The following is a 19,189-nucleotide window of genomic DNA, read 5'->3' as shown; positions in this document are numbered from 1 at the left end:
CCCGCGCCCCCCCCCCCCCCCCCCCCCCCCGGCCCCCCCCCCCCCCCCCCCCCCCGCCCCCCGCCCCCCCCCCCGCCCCCCCCCCCCCCCCCCCCCCCCCCCACCCCCCCCCCCCCCGGTCCGGCCGACCCACGACCGGCACCTCACACCAGGCCGCCTCACCGCAGGCCGACAGGGGGAGAAACCCATGACGAGCTCCACACTGGAGCGGGACCACAAAGAGGGGAACGAGGCGGCGGACGTCCTCGCCCGGGCCCGCAACCTGGTCGACCCGGTCCTGCGGGCCGCCGTCGACTCACTGCCGGGCGCGATGCGCAAGGTCGCCGGCTACCACTTCGGCTGGTGGGAGGCGGACGGCTCGCCCGCCGACGCCCCCTCCGGCAAGGCGATCCGGCCCGCCATGGTCCTCGCCGCCACCCAGGCACTCGGCGGCACGACCGCCGAGGCCACCGCCGCGGCCGCCGCCGTCGAGCTGGTGCACAACTTCACGCTGCTCCACGACGACGTCATCGACCGGGACGAGACGCGCCGCCACCGGCCCACCGCCTGGCGGGTGTTCGGCACCACCGAGGCCATCCTGGCCGGGGACGCCATGCACTCGCTGGCGCTGCGCCTGCTCGCCGAGGACGCCCACCCGGCCGCCCGGAGCTCGGTCCGCCGGCTCACCGACTGCGTGGTCGAGCTGTGCGAGGGCCAGCAGATCGACTGCGCCTTCGAGCAGCGCAGCGACGTCTCGCTCGCCGAGTGCCTGGCGATGGCGGAGGCCAAGACCGGCGCCCTGCTCGGCGCCGCCTGCGCGATGGGCGCCCTGTACGGCGGCGGGTCGGAGGAAGCCGCGCAGGCGATGGACGGCTTCGGCCGGGAGATCGGCCTGGCGTTCCAGCTGATCGACGACCTGATCGGCATCTGGGGCGATCCGGCGGTGACCGGCAAGCCGGTGGGCGCGGACCTGGTCGCCCGGAAGAAGTCGCTGCCGGTGGTCGCGGCGCTGGGCTCCGGCACCCCCGAGGGGGCCCGGCTCGCCGGGCTGTACGCCCTCGAACGCCAGCTCAGCCCTGAGGAGTTGGCGCAGTGCGCGGCGTCCGTCGAAGGCGCCGGCGGCCGCGGCTGGGCGCAGGGCGAGTCCTGCGAGCGGATGGCGGCGGCGATGGCGCAGCTGGCCACGGCCGTCCCGGAGCCGTCGGCGGCCGACGAACTGCTGGTGCTGGCCGAACTGGTCACCCGCCGCAGCCACTGACCGGGCTCGTCCGACCGGGCTGGTCCGGCCGGACTCGGCTGACCGGACTCGTCGGGAGTGGGAAGTCGGCCGGTCCGACTTCCCACTCCGGGCCCGGCGCCCGCGCCCGCGCCCGCACCCACACCCGTACCCGTGTCAGCGCCGGTAGCCGGTGGCCGACGGGCGCCCGGGAAGCATCGGGCCACCCGACATGCTGACCCGCCCCACCCCGCATAGCATCCCCTATGTACTCGTATGTCCCGAATTCCGGTGCGCGCCTGCGCCGCCGGCCTTCCGTGCACTGGGGAGAGCGACGAGCATGGCCAACCCGGCACTCGTGGACCCGGCCACGATCCGCGCGACCGCCGCCGAGGCCTGGATCCGTGCGTACCCGATCCTGCAGAACTACCGCACCCTGTACGCGCAGGCACTGGACGACGCGGATCCGGGGTACGTCGGCGGCTTCGGCGTCTTCCGCCACCGCTCGCAGCCGTTCACCCCGGCCGACACCGACGTCGCCTCCCCCGACAACGACACCCCGCACTCCTGGGCCTGGCTCGACCTGCGCGCCGAACCGTGGGTGGTGTCCGTCCCGGCCGCGGACCGCTACTACGTCCTCCCGCTGCACGAACTCGACACCGTGTACGCCGGGTTCGTCGGCGCCCGGAGCACCGGCCAGGAGGCCGGCGACTACCTGGTGGCCGGCCCCGACTGGCAGGGCGAGCCCCCGCCCGGCATCCGGGGCGTGCTCCGCACCGCCACCCGCCTGGTCGGCATCCTCGGGCGCACCCACCTCACCGGCGACACCCCCGCGGACATCGCCGAACTGAAGACCGTCCAGCAGCAGTACCGGCTGCGCCCGCTGCACGAGTATGCCGGCACCCCGGCGCCCGCCCCCGCGCCGGAGCCGGTCTGGCCGGTCTGGCGCGAGGAGGTGCTGGACACCGTCGAGTTCCTCAGCTTCCTCGACTTCCTGCTCGGCTTCTTCCCGCTCCGCGGGCCCGTCGAGCTGCCGCCCGCCGAGCTCGACCTGCGCGGCCGCCTCACCGACCTCGGCGTCGACGGGCGCGGCGAGTTCGAGCCCGCCACGCTGCCGATCGAGGTCCGGGCCGAGATCGAGCGCGGTATCGCGGACGGCCGCGCACGGCTGGAGCGCGCCGCCGCCGAATCCGAACCCACCACGCCGGCCGCACTCTTCGGCACCCGTGAGCGGATCGGCGGGGACTTCCTCCGCCAGGCCCTCGGCGCCAGGCTCGGCCGCTACGGGCTGCCCACCGAGGAAGCCTGGTACGGCGGTTGGGCAGCGGACAGCGCGGGCAACCGGCCGCCGAACGCCAGCGACCGCGACTACGCCGTCCGCTTCGGCCCGGACGACCTGCCGCCGGCCCGGTACTTCTGGTCCGCCACCATGTACGCGCTCCCGGACCGCCTGCTGGTCGACAACACCCTGGACCGCTACGCGATCGGCGACCGCACCCCCGGCCTGGTCCGCGACCCGGACGGCGGGCTCACCCTCCACCTCCGGCACAAGCGGCCCGCCGACGCCCAGCACTCCGCCAACTGGCTGCCTGCCCCGGACGGCCCGTTCACGGTCGTCGTCCGGCTCCACGGCCCGGACCGGTCCGTCCTCGACGGCCGCTGGCACCTCCCGCCGCTCGACCCGAGCTGACCCGAGCTGACCCGAGCTGGCCCGAGCTGACCCGCACCGCAGAAATCGGCACCGCAGAGATCCGCACCGCAGAGACCGCGCCGACCGGACGAAGGACACCCCGATGAACCACCCCGAGCTGGAGGCCCTGGCCGCCGACGCCTACGTCTACGGCTACCCGATCGTCGCCGACCTCACCATGGTCGAGCGCTTCTCCCGGGGCGGCCTGGGCACCCTGCCGGCGGCGTCGTTCAACCACTTCAGCCACGCCACCCGGCTGGCCGGGCCCAAGGACCACTTCGTCTCGGTCAACAACGACACCCTCTACTCGATCGCCCAGCTCGACCTCTCCGAGGGCCCGCAGGTGCTGCGCGTCCCGGACACCGCGGGCGCCTACTACGTGCTGCAGGTCGTCGGCGCGTGGACGGACAACGTCGCCTACGTCGGCAGCCGTGCCACCGGCACCGGCGAGCAGACCTGGCTGATCGTCCCGCCCGGCTGGCACGGCACCCCGTCCGACCCGGCCCGGGTGATCGAGGCGCCGACCACGGTGGCGACCATCGTCGGCCGCTTCGCCTGCACCGGGCCGGACGACCTCCGCCGGGTCAAGGCCCTCCAGAAGGCCCTCACCCTGGAGCCGCTGGAGCCCGGCGGGCTGGTCGCCGGACTGCCCGAGCCCGATCCGGAGGTGCCCGAGCGGCTGGCCTTCTTCGAACGGCTTCGGGTCTGGATGCAGGCCTTCCCGCCGGCCGGTCCGGACGTCGAGTACCAGCAGCGCTTCGCCCCGCTCGGCCTGCTCGACGAGGGCACCTCGCCGTACCGCGCGGCCGCCGCGGACTGGACCCTCGCGCTGGCCAAGGGCCTGGCCGCCGGCCGCGAACGGGTCGAGGACGCCACCCGCCCGCCCGAGGACCGCCCGCCCGGCGAGTGGCGCTCGGCGCTCCACCTGTTCGACTACAACATCGACCACCTGGGCCCCGGCACCCTCGACGACCCCGAGTGGCGCATCCCCGACCGCCGCGCCGGCTACCTCAGCCGGGCCGCCGCCGCCCGGGCCGGTCTCTGGGGCAACCACGCCTACGAGGCCTCGTTCGCGATGACCTACGACGACTCCGGCGGCCGCCCGCTCAGCGGTGCGCACCGCTACACGCTGCGGTTCGACCAGCCGCCGCCCGCCGAGGCGTTCTGGTCCGTCACGATGTACGCGCTGCCGGACTACTACCTGGTGGACAACCCGATCGAGCGCTACACGATCGGCGACCGCACCCCGGGCCTGGTGTACGGCGCGGACGGCTCGCTCACCCTGACGCTCCAGCACGAGCAGCCCGAGGACGAGGTGGAGGCGGCCAACTGGCTGCCCGCCCCGGTCGGCGAGTTCCGGCCGATCATCCGGCTCTACCAGCCGAAGCCGGCCGTGCTGGACGGCAGTTACCGGGTGCCGCCGATCGACCGGAGCTGACCGCCGTCGCCACCGGGCGCGGACGTCGAGGGGGACACCGGACGCTCAGTGCGGAGCCGGGGTCGCGGTGCCCGTCGGGGTGCCCGAGGGCGGTGGCGAGGACGGGTGCGCGGACGCCGATGCCGATGCCGATGCTGACGACGAAGGCGAAGGCGAGGACGATGCCGAGGAGGACGGCGACGACGAGGGAGTGCCGGACGACGGCGACCCCGACGGGGACGGAGCCGCCGTGGCCGTCACCGACGGCTGCGGGGAACTGCTCGGCTGCGGGTCCGTCGTGGCCGACGCCGACGCCGACGCCGACGCCGACGTCCCCGGAGCGGCGGGGGAGGAGGCCGAGCCGCCCCGGTTGTGCGGTCCGCCCTCCAGGGTGACCACCGCCTGCGAGGGCGGCAGCGCGATCCGGGCGGTCCAGTGCGCCGTGGGCGCGAGGTCCTCGTCCACGGTGACGGTCACGGTGATCCGCTGGCCCGGTGCGAGGGTGCCGGAGTCGCGGCTGAGCCGCAGCCAGCCGGCGTCCGTCACGGCGTGCCAATGGATCTCGGTGGTGCCGGAGTCGGTGAGGGTGAGGACGGTCCGGCTGCCGTACTCGGCGGCCTCGACGGTGAGCAGCCCGGCCGGGGCCGGTTCGGCTTCGCCCGGGCCGCCCCCGGGCGCGGGTGCCTGGCCGACGGCGGGGGCGGGGGCGGCGACCAGGGTCGGACTGCCGATCGGGGTCGCCCCGTGGGCCGGTACCGGGACCGCCGGGCCCTGGAGGGTCAGCCGTGGAAAGCCGAGGGGCAACGTTTCTGCACCCCCCGCCCCCGCACCCGCCAACTCCATCCCCGGCACCCCCGGCAGCCCCGTGCCCGCCGTCGTGCCCGCCGCCGGCCACGGCTTCGACGGCTGCTGCCCGCCCGTCCGCCCGGCCTCCTCCACCCGCACCGTGGACACTGCGGCCGCCGTCCCCTCCCCGCTGCTCCGGTGCCCAGCCCACAGGGCGACCACCGGCGCCGCCAGGACGGCCGCGAGCACCCCGGTGGTCACCACCCGCCGACGCACCGCCAGTGCCCGGCCCGCGTCCGGCGCCCGGTGCCGGGGGAAGCCGCCCTGGTCGAACCGCAGCCCCGACTCGGCCGCCGGCACCGCCCCCGCCCGCCGCACCGCACCGGCCGCCGACGGCAGGTACGCCGCTCCCTCGCCTCCCTCGCCCGAGGGCGTCGGGGCTGGCGCCGGGGCCGGGGCGGGCGCCGCCAGCAACGGCAGCCCGGACAGCTCCGCCGCGCCCTCCGGCACGTCGCCGGCCACCCGCTCCGCCGTCCCCCGGCAGGTCGGGCAGTCCACCACGTGCTGCACCAGCTCCCGGCGCAGCGCCGGGCCGAGCACCCAGTCCCGCCAGGACTCCGCCCCGGCCCCGCCGAGCCGGTCCAGCTCCGGGCAGCTGCCCACCCCGAGCACCAGCAGCGCCGCCCTGGTCCGGGCCACCTCCGCCTCGGCGGCGGCGAGCAGCGCGCGGGTCCGCTCGAACGGCAGGCCCAGCACCGCCGCCACCTCGTGCGGGGTCAGCCGGTGCCGGACGGACAGCTCCAGCGCCTCGCGCTGCTCCGGGTCGGTGCCGGCCGCCTCCGGCCAGGCGAGCGAGGCCAGCTCGCGCCGCCGCCGGGCCGCCTCGGCCTCGGTCGGCTCCGCCGTGGCGTCCCGCCCGGCGCCGTCCGCGAGCCGCCGCAGGCAGCAGTACCGGGCCAGTGAGAACAGCCAGGCCCGGACCAGCCCGGGCTCGGTCAGTCGGGCGCCGTGCCGCCGTGCCAGCTCGCGGGCCTCGCGCAGGGCGCCGGTGGCCGCGTCGTGCTCGCACAGCACCGAGAGACAGTAGGTGAACAGGCCGTCCACCTGCCGGTCGTACGCCGCCAGCACGGCGGCCGGCGGTCCTTCAGTACGCGTTGTCACCCGTCCGACGGTAGAGACGGCGGGCGGCGTACCTCGGCCATTCGCCGTGTATGTACTTCTTTCGGGTAACAACATCGCCCATCTGTGTGGGTTTGGGCCCGGTTCCGGTGGAGTTCGGGCCCGGTTCCGGCGGAGCAGGGCGTTGTCGGACCCAGGCGCTACGGTGGGCCGCATGGCTGCCCGTACCAAGACCACCGCCAAGCCGCGCCCGGCGTACCGCTGCACCGAGTGCGGCAACCAGCTGCCCAAGTGGGTCGGCCGCTGCCCGGAGTGCAACGCCTGGGGCACGGTCGAGGAGTACGGCGCGGTGCCGATCCGGACGACGGCCGCGGGCCCGGTCAGCTCGCCGGCCCGTCCGATCGGCCAGGTGGACGGCCAGGTCGCGACGGCCCGCTCGACGGGCGTGCCGGAGCTGGACAGGGTGCTCGGGGGCGGGCTGGTCCCCGGCGCGGTCGTCCTGCTGGCCGGCGAGCCCGGCGTCGGCAAGTCCACCCTGCTGCTGGACGTCGCGGCCAAGGCCGCCACCGACCGGCACCGCACGCTCTACGTCACCGGCGAGGAGTCGGCCGGTCAGGTCCGGCTGCGCGCCGACCGGATCAACGCGCTCTCCGAGCACCTCTACCTCGCCGCCGAGTCCGACCTCGGCGCGGTGCTCGGGCACATCGACGCGGTCAACCCCGGTCTGCTGATCCTGGACTCGGTGCAGACCATCGCCTCCGCCGAGCTGGACGGCGCCCCCGGCGGTCCGGCCCAGGTCCGCGAGGTGGCGGGCGCGCTGATCCGGGTGTCCAAGGAGCGCGGCATGGCGACGCTGCTGGTCGGCCACGTCACCAAGGACGGCCAGATCGCCGGCCCGCGCCTGCTGGAGCACCTGGTGGACGTGGTGCTCAGCTTCGAGGGGGACCGGCACGCCCGGCTGCGGCTCATCCGCGGGATCAAGAACCGCTACGGCGCCACCGACGAGGTGGGCTGCTTCGAGCTGCACGACGAGGGCATCGTCGGCCTGGCCGATCCGTCCGGCCTCTTCCTGACCAGGCGTGACAAGCCCGTCCCGGGCACCTGCCTCACCGTCACCCTGGAGGGCAAGCGCCCGCTGGTGGCGGAGGTGCAGGCGCTGATGGTGGATTCGCAGATCCCGTCCCCGCGGCGCACCACCTCGGGCCTGGAGTCGCCCCGGATCGCGATGATCCTGGCCGTGGTGGAGCGGCACGGCGGGGTGAAGCTCGGCAAGCAGGACATCTACACCGCGACGGTGGGCGGGGTGAAGCTGAGCGAGCCGTCCGCCGACCTCGCGATCGCGCTCGCGGTGGCGAGCTCCTCCTCGGACACCCCGTTGCCCAGCAACCTGGTGGCGATCGGCGAGGTCGGTCTGGCGGGCGAGGTACGGCGGGTGACGGGGGTGCAGCGGCGGCTCGCCGAGGCGCACCGGCTGGGCTTCACGCACGCCCTCGTCCCGCCGGATCCGGGCAAGGTGCCGCCGGGCATGAAGGTGGTCGAGGTGGCCGACATCGGCGAGGCGCTGCGGGCCATCCCGGGCCGCCGCCGGGCCGCCGCCAAGCCGCGCGCCGAGGCGCGTGCTGAGGCGCCGTCGGCGCCGCCGGCCCCGCGCGCGGCCCGGGTCGTCGCGCACCCGGAGGAGCTGATGGAGGGCTGGGAGCCGGTCGACTCCGACGAACTGCGCTGACCCAAGCCCTGTCGATGCCGCACGCAGTTAGACTTTCCCCAGTCTCATTGGCCAGAAGGCAGTACCGAGCGGTACTGAGCGACAGAGCAACAGACCGCGGACCGGCGCACGGCGCGAGGCGCGCGGCACGGGGTCGACCGGAGGAGTCACGTGGCAGCCAGCGACCGGGGGGCGGACAAGGCCTCCCGTGAGGAGGCCCTGCTGCGGGCCTCCCTCAGTGCCATCGCACCCGGCACGGGGCTGCGCGACGGCCTGGAGCGGGTGCTCCGGGCCAACACCGGCGGCCTGATCGTGCTCGGTTTCGACAAGACGGTCGAGTCGATCTGCACCGGCGGCTTCGTCCTGGACGTCGAGTTCACCGCGACCCGGCTGCGCGAGCTGTGCAAGCTGGACGGCGCGGTGGTGCTGGACAAGGACATCACCAAGATCGTCCGGGCCGGCGTGCACCTGATGCCGGACTCCACCATCCCCACCGACGAGACCGGCACCCGCCACCGCACCGCGGAGCGGGTCAACCGGCAGACCGGCTTCCCGGTGGTGGCGGTCTCGCACTCGATGCGGCTGATCGCGATGTACGTCAACGGCACCCGCCGGGTGCTGGAGGACTCCACCACCGTCCTGTCCCGCGCCAACCAGGCGCTGGCCACCCTGGAGCGCTACAAGCTGCGCCTGGACGAGGTGGCCGGCACGCTGTCGGCGCTGGAGATCGAGGACCTGGTGACGGTCCGGGACGTCACCGCCGTCGCCCAGCGGCTGGAGATGGTCCGCCTGATCGCCACCGAGATCGCCGGCTACGTGCTGGAACTCGGTATCGACGGCCGGCTGCTCTCGCTCCAGCTGGACGAGCTGATCGCGGGCGTGGAGCCGGAGCGCGAACTGGTCGCCCGGGACTACTTCCCGGAGCGGGCCGCCAAGAAGGGCCGGACGGTCAACGAGGTGCTGGCCGACCTGGAGGCGCTCACCCACGCCGAGCTGCTGGACCTTCAGACGGTCGCCAAGGCGCTCGGCTACTCGGGCTCCCCGGAGTCGCTGGACTCCGCGGTCTCACCGCGCGGCTACCGGCTGCTGGCGAAGATCCCGCGCCTGCCCAACACGGTGATAGAGCGCCTGGTCGAGCACTTCGGCGGCTTGCAGAAGCTGCTCGCCGCCAGCATCGACGACCTGCAGACGGTCGAGGGCGTCGGTGAGACCCGGGCCCGCTCGGTCCGCGAGGGCCTGTCCCGGCTGGCCGAATCGTCCATCCTGGAGCGCTACGTCTGACCAGGCGCCACGTCCGACCTGACGCACCGCCGCGCACGGCCCCCGGGGAACGCCCCGGGGGCTGTCGTGCACCCCGCCGAGTCCCCCCGCCGAGTCCCCCCTCGTCGAGCCACCCCGACCGGCACCCCCCGACCGGCCCGTGAGGCGCCGAAGCCCCCGGCCGCGGCCGGGGGCTTCGAGTCGAGTTGAGGGGGGTTCAGCTGTCCAGGCGGATCGAGGAGCGCGCCGAGACCTGGCCGCCGGAGAGCCCGGTGAGGTCGGCGACCACCAGGTAGGTGCCCGCCGCGGGGGGCGCCGGGTCGGCGGTGGCGCACTGCGGCTTGCTGCGGCTGCGGTCCCAGGTGAACGTCTCGGTCAGGCCGTTGTTGGCCGGGATCTGCACCCAGCTGCTGCCGCGGTCGGACGGGCAGTCGCCGGAGGACCAGACCCGGTCGCCGTTGCTGGCGGTCACGGTGATCGCGGAGGCCGCCCGGCCCAGGTCCACCCGGCAGTTGGCGCCGGAGGCGTTCTTCACGGTGAGCGAGAGCCGCGGCTTGTCCTTGGGCTGGTACGAGTTCTGCGCGCTGGCCAGCTCCAGGGTGACCTGCGAGGAGGCGCAGACCGGAAGCGCCATCACCTCGGGCGTGTTCACCACCGGGGCGCCCCCGCCCGTGCCGCCCGTGCCGCCGGAACCGCCGGCTGCACCGCCGCCCGCCGCCGCACCGCCACCCGTGCTCCCGCCGGTGGCAGGAGCCGGGTTGGCACCGCCGCCGGTGCCGCCGGTGCTGAGGCTGACCTCGCCGCCGCCGGAGCCGGCCACCGGGCCGCCGCTCGCGTTGCCGCCGCTGCCGCCGCCGGGGCGCGCCGCAGGGCCGCTCGGGGACGCGCCGGGCGTGATGGACTGGGCGGGGGTCTGGCTCTGGGACGGAACGGCCTGTGCGGCCTTGCTCGATGAGCCGCCGTCACCGCCCCTGTCCTGATCGATCATCAGCCAGGCGATCAGGGCGGCGACCGCCGCGACGGCGACGAGCACGACGACGCGCCGACGCCAGTAGATCGAGGCCGGCAGCGGTCCCACGGGTTGACGCAGAGAGGGCACGCCCAAACTCTACGAGACTGTGTGTGCCGCTTGACGCACCAACACCGCACAGTCGCCCCTTCCTTCACATGATCCGCCATTTGCGCCGTTCGAGGGAGCTCGGAAGCGGTAAGTTTCCGGGAGATCCACGGGGGTATCCGGAGCGCTTTTCTCCGCTTCGGTCGCGCCCGTCGACATGGGAGGATCGAAGGGCCATGGCTGCCATCACCGTCACCCCCGCCCCCGTCCCCCCGGCAGGCGCCGCGCCGGACGCCGTCCGGCCGCCGATGCCGCTGCCGCTGCTGCACGCGACCGTCCTCGACTGGTACGAGGCCGACAAGCGCGACCTCCCCTGGCGGACGCCCGAGGCGACGCCCTGGGCGATCATGGTGAGCGAGTTCATGCTCCAGCAGACTCCGGTGAAGCGGGTGCTGCCCGCCTGGGAGGCGTGGCTGACCCGCTGGCCCACCCCGGCGGCCCTCGCGGCCGAGGCGCCCGGCGAGGCGGTCCGGATGTGGGGCCGGCTCGGCTACCCGCGCCGCGCGCTGCGGCTGCACGGGGCCGCGGTGGCGATCACCGAGGAGCACGGCGGCGAGGTGCCGGACGACCACGCCACCCTGCTCTCACTGCCCGGGGTGGGGGAGTACACGGCCGCCGCGGTCGCCTCCTTCGCCTTCCGCCAGCGGCACGTGGTGCTGGACACCAACGTCCGCCGGGTGTTCGCCCGCGCGGTGTCCGGCGTCGAGTACCCGGCCCAGGCCACCACGGCCGCCGAGCGCCGCACGGCGACGGCGCTGCTGCCCGACGACGCCGAGACCGCGGCCACCTGGGCGGTCGGCGTGATGGAGCTGGGCGCGCTGGTCTGCACCGCGCGTGGCCCGGAGTGCGGGGGCTGCCCGCTGTTCGCCCACTGCGCCTGGCAGCGGGCCGGCCGCCCGCCGTACGAGGGCCCGGCCCGGCGCGGCCAGACCTACGAGGGGACGGACCGGCAGGTGCGCGGCAAGCTGCTCGCGGTGCTGCGGGAGTCGCACGGCTCGGTGCCGCAGGCCCGGCTGGACGCGGTCTGGCCGGACGCGGTGCAGCGGGCCCGGGCGCTGGACGGCCTGGTCGCGGACGGCCTGGTGGAGCCGGTCGAGCAGGGCGTCTACCGGCTTCCCCAGTAGTCGGCCACGAACGCACGACGGCGCCCCCGGAGGATTCCTCCGGGGGCGCCGTCGTGTCGGCGGGAGGGCGGTCAGACGGCCGCCGCCTCCAGCGAGGCCTCGGCGGACTTGTCCGCCTTGCCCGTGCCGGTACCGCGCAGCGGCACCTCGCGCATGAACACCGCGGCGGCGATCGCGACCACGGCCAACCCGGCGCCCCACAGGAAGACGGTGTGAGTGCCGTTGGACACCGCGTGGTGGAAGGCGTCCTGGACGTGCTCCGGCAGCTTGCGCAGTTCGGCCGGGCTCATCTCGCCCGGGTCCTTGGCCCCGCCGCCGGCCGAGGCCTGCTCGCCCAGCCGCGCGGTCATGGTGTCCTTCACCCGGTTGTTGAACAGCGCGCCGAACAGCGCGACACCGAAGGAGCCGCCGATGGTGCGGAACAGGGTGGCGGTGGAGCTGGCCACGCCCATGTCCTTGAGCTCGACGCTGTTCTGGGCGACCAGCATGGTGATCTGCATCAGGAAGCCCATGCCGGCGCCGAGCACGACCATCCAGCAGGCCGAGGTGAAGCTGCTGGTCCCGACGCCCATGGTGGAGAGCAGGATCATGCCACCGGTCATCACGATGGTGCCGATGATCGGGTAGATCCGGTACTTCCCGGTCCTGGTGACGGCCTGGCCGACCACCAGCGAGACCACCAGCATGCCGAACATCAACGGCATCAGCAGCAGACCGGAGTTGGTCGCCGAGGCACCCTGGACGATCTGCTGGTAGAACGGCAGGAAGAAGGTCGAGCCGAACATCACGAAGCCGACGATGAAGCCGATGATCGAGACCAGGGTGAAGTTCAGGTTCTTGAACAGGGCCAGCGGCAGCATCGGCTCCTCGACACGCTGCTCCACGTAGCAGAAGCCGATCAGCGAGGCGACGGAGAGCGCGATCAGGCCGAGGATCTCATTGGAGCCCCAGGCGTACTGCTGGCCGCCCCAGGTGGTCATCAGCACCAGCGAGGTGATGCCGGTGGTGAGCAATATCGCGCCCAGGTAGTCGATCCGGGCCGTGTTGCGGACCTTCGGCAGCTTCAGGGTGACGATGACCACGGCGAGCGCGACCACGCCGAGCGGCAGGTTGATGTAGAAGGTCCAGTGCCAGCTCAGGTGGTCGGTGATGAAGCCGCCGACCAGCGGGCCGCCGACGGTGGCGAGGGCCATCACCGCGGCGAACATGCCCTGGTACTTGCCGCGGTCGCGCGGCGGGACGAGCGCGCCCATGATCGACATGACGCCGACCATCAGACCGCCGGCACCCAGGCCCTGTACGGCGCGGAAGCCGATCAGCTCGGTCATGTTCTGCGACAGACCGGACAGTGCCGAGCCCACCAGGAAGATCACGATCGAGGTGAGGAAGCTGCCCTTGCGGCCGTACATGTCGCCGAGCTTGCCCCAGATCGGGGTGGAGGCGGCGGTGGTCAGGGTGTAGGCGGTGACCACCCAGGACCGGTGCTCGGCGCCGCCGAGGTCGCCGACGATGGTCGGCATCGCGGTGCCGACGATCAGGTTGTCGAGCATGGCCAGCAGCATGGTGACGACCAGGCCGACCATGACGAGGCGGATCTCGCGGGGTGACCGCGGCTGCTCCTCCTCGGCTGACTTCTCCTCCGGTACCGGGCCGGTGGTCTTGGACTGTGACATGAGGTGGTGTCTCCCGGAGGGGTGTTTCGGACGGGCGGAGGCCGCGCAGTGATTCACTTACTTGACGCCCGGCTAGTTTGTGGACCGTCGGCACGGTAAGTTGTTTACTAGCCGGTCGTCAAGCCAGTTTCCCGCCCGGCTGCCTGGGCAGGGAGAATAGGCCCGGGGCGGACGCCACCGGGGTCCGCAGCAGTCACCGACGCACTCATGAGGCAGGCCATGGGCACTCCGCACAGCCCCCGCAGCGACACGCGGTCCCGCATCATCGAGGTGTCCCTGGAGCTCTTCTCCGAGCAGGGCTACGAGCAGACCTCGCTGCGCGAGATCGCCGACCGCCTCGGCGTCACCAAGGCCGCGCTCTACTACCACTTCAAGACCAAGGACGACATCGTCCTGGGCATCGTGGAGCGGATGGCCGCGCCGATCGACGAGACCATCGCGTGGGGCCGGCAGCAGTCCTGGAGCCCGGAGATGCGCGACGAGCTGATCCGCCGCTTCGCGGACGGGATGGCCGAGCGGGCGCCGCTGCTGCGCTTCTTCCACGAGAACCAGCCCGCGCTGCGCGAGTCCGCGGCCGGGCTGGCGTTCAAGGACCGCATGATCACGATGATCCAGCTGGTGCACGGGCCGGACGCCGACTTCCGGGAGCGGCTGCGCGCCACGATGTCGCTGTTCACCGTCCACTCGGCGATGTTCCTGCTCAAGCAGGACGCCGCGGACTGCGACCACGGCGACAACGTGTGGGGCGAGCCCTGGCCGCCGGCGGCCACCCTGGAGGACGCGATCGGGGCGGCCCGGGAGGTCGCGCTGGAGATCGGCGGCCGGATCGGCCACCCGGCCCCCGCCCACTCCTGAGCGGGCGGGCGGGCAGGCGGACGGACGGACAGACGGACGGGCAGGCGGGCGGACCGGTAGCCGGGGCCGGACTCAGAAGTCGGTGACGCCGTGCCCCGCGAGGAACGCGATCGGGTTCACCACCGCGCCGTAGCGGTTGCTGGTGCGGATCTCGAAGTGCAGATGGGGCCCGGTCGAGTTGCCGGTGCTCCCGGACCGCCCGATCTGCTCGCCGGCCGACACCTGGTCCCCGGCCGCGACCCCGAGCGAGGACAGGTGCGCGTACTGCGCGTAGTGCCCGTCCGCCAGCCGCAGCACGACCTCCTTGCCGTACGAGCCGTCCCAGCCGGCCGACACCACGGTCGCGTTCCCGACCGCCAGCAGCGGCGTGCCCGGGTCGACCGCGAAGTCCACCCCGGTGTGGTATCCGGCGGCGTACTCGGAGTTGGCCGCCCCGTACGGATTGCTGGTCGGTGCGTCCGGCACCGGGGCCGACCACTCCGGAGCCGGAGCCGGAGCCGGAGCCGGCTCCGGTGCGGGCGCGGCCTCGGGCCCCGGCGCGGGGGCCTCGGCCGGCGCGCCGGCGACGGGCGGCTCCACCGGCAGCAGGTTGGCGGCCACCGCCACGAACTCCTGCGCCGAGTCGCCGTCGTTCGGCAGCCGGTACGGGCTCGGCCCGGCCACCTGGACCAGCCCCGGGCTGGGCACGGCGGCCTGCGGCGCGGTGAAGGCCGAGCTGCCGGGCGTGGTGGGCCGGACGGTCTGCGCCGAGGCGCTGCCGGGCGCGGCCACCAGCAGCGCGCCGGCGAGCAGTACCGCGGCCGCCCCGGCGGCGACCACCGCGCGCTCCCGTTCGGCCTGCGGGTGCCCGCCGGGCAGCGGGTGCCGGGGCGCGGCGAGCGCGCGCAGCGGCGCGGCATGGGTGCGGGCGGCATGGCCGAGCCGGGGCTGCCAGGCCGCCGCCTGGGCCGCCGTACGGGCGGCGAGCCGGCGCAGGACCGGCCCTACGGGCGGGACAGAGGACATCGGTAGCCGTACCTCACGGTGGACGAGGGCAGCACGAAGTGCCCGTTCGGGCGCGTGCTGAGCGGGGGACCACTCAGGTGTAACGGTCACCGAGCGGAGTCCCAAACGGCGTGACGTACTACGGCGTGTAGTCGGCGTTGCGCCGGAGATTCAAGCTGACGGAGTAATGATCATGAGATCCGATCGTCTGCCACCGGTCCGCGGCAGGCCGCCCGCGCCCGCGGCCGGGCTACTACCGCCAGTCGTACCGCGCCCGGCGGGAGCCCGGCCGGTGTGACCAGCGCCATGCCCGTCCAGGGTTTGGGTCGGCCGCACACCCCTTTCCGCCGTCCGCCCCGCTGACCTGGCGGGCCCGCTGGGGGACCATCGACGCATGTATGGCAACAGGAGCGAAGACCTCGACGGCAATGACCGCCCGAGCCTGCCGGACCGCCGCTTCGCCGCCCTGCGCGGCTGCGAGCGGATCCTGTCCGGCGACCGGCCGCAGAGCATGCGCGAACGCCTCGCCGCCCTCGCGGGGGAGGGCGGCGGCCACGACCTGGACCACCGCCCGGACCAGTACGGCGACGGCGTGGTCCGCACCCTGGAACGCACGGTCGCCGACCTGCTCGGCACCGAGGACGCGGCCTTCTTCCCCACCGGCACCATGGCCCAGCAGGTCGCCCTGCGGATCCACGCCGAGGCGGCCGGGCTGCGCACCGTCGCGACCCACCCGCTGGCCCACACCGACCAGCACGAGCGGCACGCGCTCGGCGTGCTGACCGGCCTGCGCAGCGTCTGGCCGACCATGGCCCCGCGCCAGCCCACCGTCGCGGAGCTGCGCTCCTTCGACGAGCCGTACGCCGCGCTCAGCCTGGAGCTGCCGCTGCGCGAGGCCGGCTTCGTGCTGCCCGACTGGGCGGAGCTGGCGGCGCTGGCCGGGGTCGTCCGGGAGGAGTGCGGCGCGGCCCTGCACCTGGACGGTGCCCGGATCTGGGAGTCGGTGTTCCACCTCGGGCACCCGCTGCCGGAGATCGTCGCGCTGGCCGACTCGGTCTACGTGTCCTTCTACAAGACGCTCGGCGGCATCAGCGGCGCCGCGCTGGCCGGTTCGCGGGGCTTCGTCCGCACCGCCAAGGCCTGGCGGCACCGGTACGGCGGCCAGCTCTACCAGCAGTGGCCGGCGGCGCTCGCCGCGCTGGCCGGGCTGGATGCCCGACTCCCGCTGCTGGAGCGGTACGTGACGCACGCCAAGGTGGTCGCCGAGGCGCTGGACGCGGCCTTCGCGGCGGTCCCCGGCGCCCGGGTGCACCCGGCCCCGCCGCACACCCACCAGTTCCAGCTCTGGCTGCCGTACGCCGCCGGGGAGTTGGACGAGGCCGGGCTGGGGCTGGCCGAGGAGACCGGGGTCGCCCTGTTCGGCGGCTGGCGCGAGCGGGACCTGCCGGGCCTGGCGATGACGGAGGTCACGGTGTCGGCGTCCGCGCTCGACTGGACGCCGGCGGACGTCGCCGAGGCGGCCGCCGCCTTCCTGGACCGGCTGCCGGCCCGGGGCGCCGGGGCCGGCGGGAGCCGCGGCGGGGCCTGACCGGAAAGCGTCCGGCCCGCCCCCGCGCGATGCGGGGACGGGCCGGACGTGGTGGGTCAGAACCGCCTGGTCACAGGCTGATCGCTACTGCTCGACCGATCAGTTGTCGACCGGGCGGACCCGGATCCAGGTCTCCAGGTAGTTCGAGGACTCGTTCTCGACCTCGATGCTGGTACCGGTCTTCGGGACGTCCACGCCGCTGTACGGGTTGTCCTTGGACCACCACGACTTCAGGTCCGAGAACTCGTCGACACCCTTGGCCTTCGGGACGACCGTCTCGACGCCGTTCTTGTGCAGGGTCAGCTGGCTGGTCTTGCGCGAGCCGAAGGTCGAGTCGTAACCCTGCATGCGCGGACGCAGCAGGGCGCCGTCGCTCCACTTGAGCGGGGTCGGGTGCGAGTCGATCGGCAGGATCAGACCGTGGCCCGGGTGGGCGCTGACGTTGTTGTTGGGCTGCGACTCGTCCCAGAACCAGATCAGCAGACCGGGCTGGTACGGGTAGTACTCGACCCACTTCGGCCGGCTGTTGCCCCAGCCGAAGTTGTACGGGCCGGTCTTCAGGGTCTGGTCGAAGGAGACGTACTGGCGGTTCTCCGCGATGTAGTACTGCCCGTAGTCCTTGGTGTAGCTGCCGGCGAAGCGGGTGAAGCCCTTGGCCACCCAGCCGTTGTCGCCGTTCTCGACGTCGTCGCTGAAGATCGTCGAACCGTCGGCGGTCACCGAGATGTCGTCGACGGCGAAGCCGCGGTAGTGCAGGCCACCGTCGGTGGTGTTGTGGAAGCGGACCTTGACGGCCTTGCCGGCGTAGGCGTCCAGCGAGAAGGACACGTCGCCCCAGGCGGCGGTGAGGCCGGTCAGGGCCGCGCGGCCGCCGGCGTCCTTCGTGATCGGCTTGCCGTTCCAGGTGCCGTCCAGGGCGGTCCAGTTGGTGCCGCCGTCGGTGGAGACCTCGGCGAAGGCGTAGTCGAAGTTCGCCTCCAGCTCGTACCAGGCCTTGGCGTTCAGGCTGGCCTTGGTCTTCCCGGTCAGGTCGATGTCACGGGTGAGCGTGACGTTCAGGTTGTCGGCGCTGCCGCTCCACCACTCGCTCTTGCCCGAAGCGGGCTTGTTGATGTCGGTGGGGATGGTCTTCTTCGGCAGCTCGACGACCAGGGCCTGCGGGAGGCTGCTGTTGTACTCGACCGGGCCGATGTGGTGGGTCGACTCGGTGCCGGCCTTGGCCTTGTCGAACTTCAGCCAGCCGAGCTTGAGCTTGCTCCAGGCGTCGAGGTCGTTCGGCATGTCGCCGATGGCGCCCTTGCCCTCGCCGAGCCAGGAACCGGAGGACATCAGCGACCAGAAGCCGACCGAGTTGTCGATGCCGGTGCCGGCGGTGTCGTAGAGGTCCGGCAGACCGAGGTCGTGGCCGTACTCGTGGGCGAAGACGCCGAGGCCGCCGTTCTCCGGCTGCATCGTGTAGTCGCCGATCCAGAAGCCGGAGTCGCCGACCTGGATGCCGCCGAGCTTGTTGTCGGCCGGGCCAGCCTGGCCGTTCAGGTTGCCGTAGGCGTAAGCGCGGTGGGCCCACAGGGCCTTGCTGCCCTGCTTGCCGCCGCCGGCCGACTTGTCCTCACCGGCGTGCACGATCTGGAAGTGGTCGATGTACCCGTCGGGCTGGTTGAAGTTCCCGTCGTTGTGGGAACCGTAGCGGTCCCACTGGTCGTACGACGCCAGGGTGGCCTTGAGCTGCTCCTTGGTCTGCCCCTTGGCCAGCTGGTCCTTGTACCAGATGTCCACGGCGTCGCGGATCAGGTCCTGGGCGCTGTCGCAGACGTTGGAGCCGCAGTAGTCCGAGCCGTACCGGGCCTCGTTCCACGGCACCCGCACCCAGTCCGAGACCACGCCGTCGACCGAGTAGCGGCCCGAGGACTGCTTCTCGTAGAAGGTCTTCAGCGAGGGCTTGTCCTTGGAGAAGTACAGCTCCTGGAAGTGCTGCTGGTTGTAGTCGGCCTGCCAGGCGGTCGAGTTGTCGTTGGCGCGGTCCGGCTTCTCGATCTCGTTGTGCTTCGGGCCGGCCTCACCGCCGTACATGACCTTGCCGTCTGCGGTCTTGGTGGTGTTGTCCACCTGGTCGCCGAAGTCGACGAGGATGGTGAAGATCTTGTCCGTGCGCTCGCGACCGAGCTCCACGTACTTGTCCTTGCCCAGCTTGATGCTGCTGCTGCCGTTGTGCTGCTCGACCTGGGCGGTGCCCGCGATCAGCTGTTCGGTGGCGGCCTTCTGCTCGGCCTCGACCTTCTCGGTCAGCGGGCCCGGCAGGTTGTGCTCGATGTTGGCGGACTGGACGGCGTCGGCCGGGTCCCTGGGTGCGGGAGCCGAGCCCGCGGCGACGGCGGTGGCCGGGAACAGGCCCGCGCCGAGCGCGACTATGACCGCTGCGGCCGTGGCAGCCGCAGCGGATCTCCTGATGTTCTTCAAAGTTGTGACGTCCTCCCCGACCGGGGCCAGCTCTTGGCCAAAGCCCGGCAAACCAAAATGAAAGACAGGTGGACGTCATTTGATACAAGCGTGGACAAAAAAGATAGCCCTTGACCATGACATGGCCACGGCGCTATCCTGCGCAACTTCCCATCAGCTGACCATATGTCAACCGTATGTCCGTTAAAGCTTACTGAGAAATCGGACGCACCCGCACCA

The 19,189-nt window shown here is 73.3% G+C and carries 13 protein-coding genes; 8 read left to right on the top strand and 5 right to left on the bottom strand.

Translation table 11 applies throughout. The annotated features are described in order from the left end of the window. Nucleotides 1-187 precede the first annotated feature (187 nt). From ACFWPI_RS31255 to ACFWPI_RS31245, 3 genes are all read left to right on the top strand, one after another. Nucleotides 188-1,237 carry a family 2 encapsulin nanocompartment cargo protein polyprenyl transferase gene (locus ACFWPI_RS31255; RefSeq protein ID WP_063348813.1) on the top strand — a complete coding sequence of 350 codons (1,050 nt, stop codon included), beginning with the start codon at nucleotides 188-190 and terminating at the stop codon, nucleotides 1,235-1,237. A gap of 298 nt (nucleotides 1,238-1,535) precedes the next feature. Further along, nucleotides 1,536-2,885 carry a DUF1254 domain-containing protein gene (locus ACFWPI_RS31250; RefSeq protein WP_380375876.1) on the top strand — a complete coding sequence of 450 codons (1,350 nt, stop codon included), beginning with the start codon at nucleotides 1,536-1,538 and terminating at the stop codon, nucleotides 2,883-2,885. A 103-nt stretch (nucleotides 2,886-2,988) separates the two neighbouring features. Further along, nucleotides 2,989-4,323, top strand: a complete 1,335-nt coding sequence (locus ACFWPI_RS31245; RefSeq protein ID WP_380375877.1) for a DUF1254 domain-containing protein — start codon at nucleotides 2,989-2,991, stop codon at nucleotides 4,321-4,323. A gap of 45 nt (nucleotides 4,324-4,368) precedes the next feature. Here ACFWPI_RS31245 and ACFWPI_RS31240 read toward each other — a convergent pair whose 3' ends face one another. Continuing rightward, entirely contained in the window at nucleotides 4,369-6,249 is a 1,881-nt protein-coding gene (locus ACFWPI_RS31240; RefSeq protein WP_380375879.1) for a hypothetical protein, read from the bottom strand. A 172-nt stretch (nucleotides 6,250-6,421) separates the two neighbouring features. Between ACFWPI_RS31240 and radA the strand changes: the two genes are divergently transcribed. Next, complete coding sequence (radA, locus tag ACFWPI_RS31235) at nucleotides 6,422-7,933, top strand: DNA repair protein RadA (protein ID WP_063348817.1); 1,512 nt, start codon at nucleotides 6,422-6,424, stop codon at nucleotides 7,931-7,933. Between the two features lie 201 nt (nucleotides 7,934-8,134). Next, nucleotides 8,135-9,193, top strand: coding sequence for a DNA integrity scanning diadenylate cyclase DisA (gene disA / locus ACFWPI_RS31230; RefSeq protein ID WP_063351299.1), 1,059 nt, complete (start codon nucleotides 8,135-8,137; stop codon nucleotides 9,191-9,193). Nucleotides 9,194-9,389: 196 nt separating this feature from the next. On the opposite strand, the gene ACFWPI_RS31225 is transcribed toward disA, so the two are convergent. Further along, complete coding sequence (locus ACFWPI_RS31225) at nucleotides 9,390-10,271, bottom strand: hypothetical protein (RefSeq protein WP_380375881.1); 882 nt, start codon at nucleotides 10,269-10,271, stop codon at nucleotides 9,390-9,392. 266 nt (nucleotides 10,272-10,537) lie between these two features. Here ACFWPI_RS31225 and ACFWPI_RS31220 point away from each other — a divergent pair, with 266 nt between their 5' ends. Continuing rightward, nucleotides 10,538-11,413: an A/G-specific adenine glycosylase gene (locus ACFWPI_RS31220; RefSeq protein ID WP_380375919.1), complete on the top strand. Its 876-nt coding sequence runs from the start codon at nucleotides 10,538-10,540 to the stop codon at nucleotides 11,411-11,413. Between the two features lie 71 nt (nucleotides 11,414-11,484). Here the strand turns inward: ACFWPI_RS31220 and ACFWPI_RS31215 are convergent, their stop codons facing one another. Further along, nucleotides 11,485-13,086, bottom strand: coding sequence for an MDR family MFS transporter (locus tag ACFWPI_RS31215; protein WP_363617784.1), 1,602 nt, complete (start codon nucleotides 13,084-13,086; stop codon nucleotides 11,485-11,487). A 219-nt stretch (nucleotides 13,087-13,305) separates the two neighbouring features. Here ACFWPI_RS31215 and ACFWPI_RS31210 point away from each other — a divergent pair, with 219 nt between their 5' ends. Further along, on the top strand, nucleotides 13,306-13,941 hold the full coding sequence (locus ACFWPI_RS31210; RefSeq protein ID WP_380375882.1) for a TetR/AcrR family transcriptional regulator: 636 nt from the start codon (nucleotides 13,306-13,308) through the stop codon (nucleotides 13,939-13,941). Between the two features lie 72 nt (nucleotides 13,942-14,013). Here the strand turns inward: ACFWPI_RS31210 and ACFWPI_RS31205 are convergent, their stop codons facing one another. After that, complete coding sequence (locus ACFWPI_RS31205; protein WP_380375884.1) at nucleotides 14,014-14,946, bottom strand: M23 family metallopeptidase; 933 nt, start codon at nucleotides 14,944-14,946, stop codon at nucleotides 14,014-14,016. A gap of 373 nt (nucleotides 14,947-15,319) precedes the next feature. Between ACFWPI_RS31205 and ACFWPI_RS31200 the strand changes: the two genes are divergently transcribed. Further along, nucleotides 15,320-16,513: a threonine aldolase family protein gene (locus ACFWPI_RS31200; protein WP_380375886.1), complete on the top strand. Its 1,194-nt coding sequence runs from the start codon at nucleotides 15,320-15,322 to the stop codon at nucleotides 16,511-16,513. A gap of 99 nt (nucleotides 16,514-16,612) precedes the next feature. Here ACFWPI_RS31200 and ACFWPI_RS31195 read toward each other — a convergent pair whose 3' ends face one another. Continuing rightward, on the bottom strand, nucleotides 16,613-18,970 hold the full coding sequence (locus tag ACFWPI_RS31195; RefSeq protein ID WP_363375195.1) for an immune inhibitor A domain-containing protein: 2,358 nt from the start codon (nucleotides 18,968-18,970) through the stop codon (nucleotides 16,613-16,615). Nucleotides 18,971-19,189: the final 219 nt, after the last annotated feature.

It is taken from the genome of Kitasatospora sp. NPDC058492 (assembly GCF_042720685.1).
In the GTDB taxonomy this organism is placed as follows: domain Bacteria; phylum Actinomycetota; class Actinomycetes; order Streptomycetales; family Streptomycetaceae; genus Kitasatospora.
Note: the sequence above shows the minus strand (reverse complement) of the source record. Positions and strands in the feature narration are given on the sequence as shown.

Excerpts from the sequence above, each read along its gene's own strand:
- ACFWPI_RS31255 (WP_063348813.1), top strand. The coding sequence starts at position 188 with ATGACGAGCTCCACACTGGAGCGGGACCACAAAGAGGGGAACGAGGCG.
- ACFWPI_RS31250 (WP_380375876.1), top strand. The coding sequence starts at position 1,536 with ATGGCCAACCCGGCACTCGTGGACCCGGCCACGATCCGCGCGACCGCC.
- ACFWPI_RS31245 (WP_380375877.1), top strand. The coding sequence starts at position 2,989 with ATGAACCACCCCGAGCTGGAGGCCCTGGCCGCCGACGCCTACGTCTAC.
- radA (WP_063348817.1), top strand. The coding sequence starts at position 6,422 with ATGGCTGCCCGTACCAAGACCACCGCCAAGCCGCGCCCGGCGTACCGC.
- ACFWPI_RS31220 (WP_380375919.1), top strand. The coding sequence starts at position 10,538 with ATGCCGCTGCCGCTGCTGCACGCGACCGTCCTCGACTGGTACGAGGCC.
- ACFWPI_RS31215 (WP_363617784.1), bottom strand. The coding sequence starts at position 13,086 with ATGTCACAGTCCAAGACCACCGGCCCGGTACCGGAGGAGAAGTCAGCC.
- ACFWPI_RS31210 (WP_380375882.1), top strand. The coding sequence starts at position 13,306 with ATGGGCACTCCGCACAGCCCCCGCAGCGACACGCGGTCCCGCATCATC.
- ACFWPI_RS31205 (WP_380375884.1), bottom strand. The coding sequence starts at position 14,946 with ATGTCCTCTGTCCCGCCCGTAGGGCCGGTCCTGCGCCGGCTCGCCGCC.
- ACFWPI_RS31200 (WP_380375886.1), top strand. The coding sequence starts at position 15,320 with ATGTATGGCAACAGGAGCGAAGACCTCGACGGCAATGACCGCCCGAGC.